5 protein-coding genes are annotated in these 6,103 nt (G+C 72.8%); all 5 read left to right on the top strand.

The genetic code is table 11. The features are described 5' to 3' along the window. The first annotated feature begins 482 nt into the window (after positions 1-482). A complete protein-coding gene (locus IG54_RS0136845; protein WP_030795422.1) occupies positions 483-1,052 on the top strand; it encodes a hypothetical protein in 570 nt (189 codons plus the stop codon). Positions 1,053-1,150: 98 nt separating this feature from the next. Then, the gene (locus IG54_RS0136840; RefSeq protein ID WP_030795420.1) at positions 1,151-1,918 is read left to right on the top strand and encodes a hypothetical protein; all 768 of its coding nucleotides are present in this window, start codon (positions 1,151-1,153) and stop codon (positions 1,916-1,918) included. Positions 1,919-2,038: 120 nt separating this feature from the next. Further along, on the top strand, positions 2,039-3,550 hold the full coding sequence (locus IG54_RS0136835; RefSeq protein ID WP_158709010.1) for a hypothetical protein: 1,512 nt from the start codon (positions 2,039-2,041) through the stop codon (positions 3,548-3,550). A gap of 55 nt (positions 3,551-3,605) precedes the next feature. Next, positions 3,606-4,634 carry a phosphoadenosine phosphosulfate reductase family protein gene (locus IG54_RS0136830; protein WP_051820468.1) on the top strand — a complete coding sequence of 343 codons (1,029 nt, stop codon included), beginning with the start codon at positions 3,606-3,608 and terminating at the stop codon, positions 4,632-4,634. A gap of 241 nt (positions 4,635-4,875) precedes the next feature. Then, entirely contained in the window at positions 4,876-5,994 is a 1,119-nt protein-coding gene (locus IG54_RS0136825) for a hypothetical protein (RefSeq protein WP_030795412.1), read from the top strand. Positions 5,995-6,103 lie beyond the last annotated feature (109 nt).

Here is a 6,103-nt window from a genome sequence, read left to right as displayed (position 1 = left end):
CCGCGCGGCGGCCGGGGTCCGCTGGCGCGGACCAGGCCCTCCTTCGTCGGGCCGAACGGGCGCCCCTGGCGGGGCGGCTGTTCCCGTTCGGGTCCGCTGGCGCGGACCGCCGGACCCGTCCGCGCCGACCGGCGCCGCCGCCGGGCAGCACCATACCACCGAACCTGCGGGGGGTGCCAGGCCAAGCCGCTTCGCGGTCGCTCCGCGAGCCTGGCACCCCCCGCAGAACCGGCGGTCGGGCGGAGCTGCCCGACCGACCGAGGGGAGCCCCCGCCCGCCGGGTGGAGTGTGGCGGGCCGCCGCGCGAGGCCCGCGCGGAGGGGGTGGAAACCGCCGCTGACCTGCGAAAACGTGTGATGTAGATCACTCATTTGGAGGGTCTTCAGGGCTGGACTTCCGCCCCAAAATAAGGCATGATTAGTGATGTCGGAAGGGGATGGCAGTCCTCCCCGGCAACCCGAACCTTCAACACGGGAGCAACGATGTACGCAGAGCTGGAGACCGAGACCCCGCGCGAGATCGGCGGATTCGCCCTCTACCTGTCCACCACCTACGTGTGGACCGAGGGGCGCCCCCGGCTGGTGACGACCGCCGCCGACGTCAACGAGACGTGGTGGACCGTCCGGGCGGCCGACGTGACGGACAAGCTGACCGTCCGTCAGTCCCCGGACTCGGAGCTGGTCCGACTGCTCGACGCCGAGGACGGCACCGTGGTCACCACGATCGTCCCGGTCCCCGCCGGGATGCTCGACCACCACACGCCCACCCTCGCGGAGGCCCGCAGCATCCCCCTCGCGGCCCGCTGGGTGAGCAGCCCGCTGTTCACCGGCTCCGCCGGAGCCGCGCCCGAGAGCGCCGACCGCTACGAGGTGCGCGACCTCCTGGTCCGCGCCGCCCGCCGTGGCGAGACCGTCGCGACGAGCCCGGACCTGGTCATCGTGCGCGACTGCGAGAACCGGCCCGTCGCCTTCCTCCGGGAGGGGTGGCACCCGCAGAACGCGCGGCCGTCCGCCCCGAGCCTGAGCGCGCTGCTGAAGCACCGCCGCCGGTAGGACTCCGGTGGGCCCGCCCGGTGGCAGCCGGGCGGGCCCACCCCGCAAGGGCTTTGGCAGAAGCCCGCCCCGAACCTTCAACGCAGGGAGACAACGACATGGCGACGAACGACGCCCCCGACACCCCGGAGAAGCGGTACCGCATCGGCGACCGGACCCCGGACGGCCGGTACCCCGTCACGGTCGACGGGAAGCTGATCGGCCACATCCACCGCTGGCACGGCGACTGGCACGCGCGCGTGCTGGGCCAGGTCGAGGAGAGCCAGCACGAGGACCGCGACAAGGCCGCCGCCCACCTGGACACCGTCACCCAGTCCGGCGCCGCCCTCCCCCAGACGGAACAGGCCGGTGACACGGCGCCGGAGGGCATCGTCCCGTGGCTGCACCCGCGGATGGCGCCCACGCGGCGCAACATCCTGAGCGCGGGCATCTGCCTGGGGCGGCTCGATGAAATCGCGTGGAGCCCCAAGCACGGCTACCCCGGGTCGGACAACCCGTTCGAGATGGAAGACCTGATCTGCGGCTGGGTCGGGAACCGCTGGTGGAGCCACCTGCGCGGGCGCAACGGCGACCCGACGCCGCGTCCCGCGTGGCGTCACGAGGGGTGCACGGTCCCCTTCGAGGAGCAGGCCGCCCGCGTGGCCGAGCTGGTGGGCAAGCGCCCCACCCAGTGCCCGTGCGAGACCGGGCACCCGACCGACCGCGAGGCGGTGACCGGCCTGCTGGACGAGGCCGACAGCGCCCGCAAGGCCGGTGACATCGAGGCCCTGCGCGGTCACCTGACCCGGCTGCTCGGTCCCTGCCCGGCGGCGCCGACCCGCGCCGCGGTGATGCGGGACATCGTCAAGCCTCCGCAGAAGGGCTGACCTGAACCGGGGGCACGGGCCCACGTCCGTGCCCCCGGCCACAGGCGGCGATCGAGCCGCCCGCCGTGACCGCCGCCGTCCGCCGGCGCGAAGCCACCCGACCCAAGGATTCAGTTCTCCGTGCCTGCAACTGCCCTGCCCGCAGCCCTCTTTGACCTGCCCGAGCCCTCGGAGCGGACCACGTTCGGCCGGTCCTCCGGGATGACCGTGCTGAGCTACGGACTCGGAGCCGACAGCACGGCCATCCTGATCGAGTTCCTGGACCACCCCGAGCGGTACGGACTGGCCCCCGACCTCTCCGACCTGATCGTGGTTCACGCGGTCACCGGCGACGAATGGCCGGACACCCTGGACTACGTCGACCGGCTGGTCCTGCCCCGCCTGCGCCGGGCCGGGGTCCGGCTAGTGCAGGTGGCCCGCGCCGGCCGCCAGGACGCGGACGGCGTTGTCGTCCTGGACGACAGCCGGTCTCCCCGGCGGATCTTCGCGCGGGGGCCGTGGCGTCTGAGCGACGAGCTCCGGGAGGCCGGAACCGTCCCCCAGATCGCGAATGGCCGTAGGACGTGCAGCATCCGTTTCAAGGGATGGGTGCTGGACCAGTGGACGGAGGCCGAGTTCGGGGGCGCGAGCTACCGCCGGGTGATCGGCTACCACTACGGCGAGCTGAAGCGTGCGGAGAAGGACAGCCGCATCCAGCGCGAGCACAACCGGGCCGTGGGCCGGACCATCTGCGAGCCGTTCTATCCCCTGATCCTGGCCCGCCAGGACCGGGCGGACGTCGAGCGGTTCGTCCTGGAACGGCTCGGAGAGCCGGTGAAGAAGTCGTACTGCTCGCAGTGCCCCTTCAGTGGCGTGTGCGCGAGCAGGGAGGCCCACGAGGCGCGTCTGCGGGACCATCCGCACATCGCTGCGGACGTCCTGCGGATGGAGCACGTCGCGATGGCGCTCAACGAGCGCTCCAGCCTGTACGGGACGGACAGCCTGTACCGCAGGCTCACCGAGGACGGCCGCAACCACCCCGTGCTCTCGGCTTTCGAGGAGTCGTTGGACCAGGCCCCGTACGCGATCTACGAGGTGCGGAGGATCTACTACGCAGCCCGTACGCCGGACTGCCGCACCCATCACGGCCGGTCCTGCCGGTCACCGAAGTGGTGGTGCCGACAGCCGCGGACCGAGCAGTGCCGGGCCGACCACCCCGCCGGGGACTTCGAGCCCTGGTGCCCCGGGCACCGCGAATGCCGGGGACCGGCGAAGAAGGGCCCCGCCTGGCGGTCGGTGCGGACCGTGTGGGAAGGCGACCGCCGCACCGCCGAGCAACTGATCCGGCAGTTCGCCGCCCGTCACGGGCTCGCCCTGGAGCGCGGGGAGACGTCCGGTATCCAGCGGGCCCACTACCTCACCGCCGACGGCGGGTTCCCGGCGGCCGCCGCCTTCGCCGTCGCGGCGCCGGCCGGAGTCCGCGACAAGCAGCGCAAGCACTTCGAGGAGGCGTGGACCCGGCACACCGGGGATGTCGGCACCCGCTGGAACCCGCTCCGGCCGCTGCCCGCGCCCGAACCCCCACGCCCCACGGGCGGAAAGCCGCTGATCCGCCGGGCCAAGACCGTCGGCGGCGTGACCCTCATCGCCTGAACCACCCAGCGGGCTCCGGAACCGCCGGAGCCCGCCCAACACCGAGGAGAGCAAGATGAGTTACACCGATCCGGTCGCTTTCGCCGCGACCCGGCACCGCATCGTGATCAACCTGTCCGGCGGGAAGGACGGCGTGATCGCGGGCGCCAAGGCGATGGACGCCGCCCGCCGGGCCGGGGTCGCCGACCGCGTCTGGACCGCCCACGCCAGCCTGGGCCCGATGGAGTGGCCCGCCGTTACCGTGGACGGTGTGCGGTGGCCCAGCGCGAGCGAGCTCGCCGCCCAGCACAGCCAGATTCTCGGCGTCCCGCCGGAGCGGCACATCGAGGTCCGCCGCACCCGGCAGGTCGACGGCCGTACGGTCCCCTTCGATCTGCTCACGTTCATCGCCGAGCGGGGGGATTGGCCCTGGCTGGGCCAGGCCCGCACCTGCACCGGACCGTGGAAGACGAAGATGGTGTTCGGCGCCTTCACCGAGCAGGTCCGCGCCCTGCGCAAGGAAGTCCAAGGGCCGCTGATGTTCGCCAACGTTCTCGGCCTCAGGGCGGAGGAGAGTCGCGACCGACGCAACCGGCAGGTGTGGCGCCGCACGACCGACAACAGCCACCGGGTGGTGGACGAGTGGCTGCCCGCCCACCAGGTGAGCACCGCCGACGTGTGGGCGTGGACCCTCGCGGAAGAGGTGCCGTACCACTGGTGCTACGACTCCCACCCCGGCGCCGGGGACCGCCGGGGGTCCAGCCGCTGTTCCTGCTCGACCTGCACGCTGGCCAGCCACCGCGATCTGCTGCTGGGCGTCGCCCGCCGGCCCCGGCTTGCCGAGCTGTGCGCACTGGTCGAGCGCGTCCGCCAGGTTCCCTTCAACCCCAACATCACGATGGCCGAGCTGATCGAGCAGTCCCGCCGCCCGGACGCCCCCGACCCGGGCGTCCGCGTCGAGGAGAACGCCGACTTCGAGCGCATGGAACGGGACGTGCACGCCGCCCTCCGGCGGCCGCCGACGTACGAGTCCAAGGCCCGCACCGGGTCCACCCCGCTGCTGCACGCCACCGGCGGATGCGACACCTGCACCCTGACGATGTAGCCCCGGAACAGGGGGAACGGCGTTGACCCCGTTCAGCATATAAGGCAGAATTAGCAACGCTCGAAGGTGTGGCAGTTCCTTCGGCAGCCCCGAACCTTCAACGTCCAGGAGTCGCGATGAGCCCCACCGCGCTTGCCGTGCTCTCCCCGGGGACGGGCCGAACCGGTCCACCGACACTGACCCATCCCGCCGGCCCGGCCGTCTCCCACGGCCGGGCCGTGTCGCCCCCTACGGAGAACGCATGACCAGCACATCCCTGACCTTCCCCGTCCGAAACGACCAGCTCCCAGCCCTGCGCGAGGCGATCGAGCAGGCGGACCGGCAGACCCGGGCCCACGGACTGACCGGATGCCACCTCACCCGCGGACCCGTCGAGCCCATGCCGTGGCCCGACGTCAACGGCGTCCCCATCGGCACCGTGGCCGTCCAGGACGTCACCGCGACGTTCCCCCTCCTGCAGTTCCAGGGCTGGACCGTCATCGCCCAGGTCGAGCACGACGGAACGGCGGGCAACACCGTGACCGCGCTCCCGCCGTTCGAGGACGAGGCCGCCGACCGCATCGCACACTGCGACGCCTGCGGGGAACGCGGAGCCCTGACCAGCTACCTCCTGCGGCACGAGGACGGCAGCACGATGCAGCTGGGCACGACGTGCGCGGGCCCGTACGCGAACCTGCCCGTCACCGTCCTGCGCGACCTGTGGGACCTGATCCGCTGCTGCCTGGCAGCCGAGCCGTACGAGCCCGGCGAAGTGCCGCCGGACCTGCGGCTCCACGTTGACCAGGTCCTGGAGTACGCCGTCGCCCTGACCATCCAGGCCGGGTACGTCAAGCGCGGCGGCGGCTGGACGACCGCCGAACAGGTTCGCGCCCTGCTGCTGGGCGGCGCCGGCCGGGAGGCCCTGGACCAGCTGCACGAACACCTCCGGGCAGCCGAGAACGTCGAGGCCACGGCCGCCGCGGTCCGGGACTGGTGCCTGCACGGTGACGCGGCCGCGAGCGACTACCGCCGCAAGCTGGCCCGCGCGGTCGCACAGGACCTGGCACCGGCGGACATCGGTCTGGTGGTGTCCGCAGTCCCGATGTACCTGCGCGAAGCCCAGCGGCGACTGACCACGGAGGACCGCGAGTCGATCACGGCCACGGTCACCGAGGTCAGCCCGCTCACGAGCCAGTGGGGCGAGCGCCGCCGCGTTCGCTTCACCGACGGCGCCGGACGCCGGTACGCGTGGGACTCGATGACCCAGCCGTTCCCCGAAGAGGGGCAACGGCTCCGTGTCACCGGCCGGGTCGTGCGCAACGCGGTCCGCGAGGGCATGGTCGAGACGTACCTGACCCGGTGCCGTGTCGCGCCGGCCTGAGCACTGCCCAGCGGCGTCCGCCACGGCTCCGCCCGGTGGGCGGGGGCTCCCCTCGGTCGGTCGGGCAGGCTCGCCCGTACCCGGGTTCCGGCGGGGGTGCCAGGCTCGC

The sequence above is a fragment of the Streptomyces sp. NRRL S-920 genome (assembly GCF_000717945.1).
In the GTDB taxonomy this organism is placed as follows: domain Bacteria; phylum Actinomycetota; class Actinomycetes; order Streptomycetales; family Streptomycetaceae; genus Streptomyces; species Streptomyces alboniger.
This window is presented reverse-complemented; position numbering and strand designations above follow the sequence as displayed.

Coding starts and splice junctions, on each gene's coding strand:
- IG54_RS0136845 (WP_030795422.1), top strand. CDS start 483: ATGTACGCAGAGCTGGAGACCGAGACCCCGCGCGAGATCGGCGGATTC.
- IG54_RS0136840 (WP_030795420.1), top strand. CDS start 1,151: ATGGCGACGAACGACGCCCCCGACACCCCGGAGAAGCGGTACCGCATC.
- IG54_RS0136830 (WP_051820468.1), top strand. CDS start 3,606: ATGAGTTACACCGATCCGGTCGCTTTCGCCGCGACCCGGCACCGCATC.
- IG54_RS0136825 (WP_030795412.1), top strand. CDS start 4,876: ATGACCAGCACATCCCTGACCTTCCCCGTCCGAAACGACCAGCTCCCA.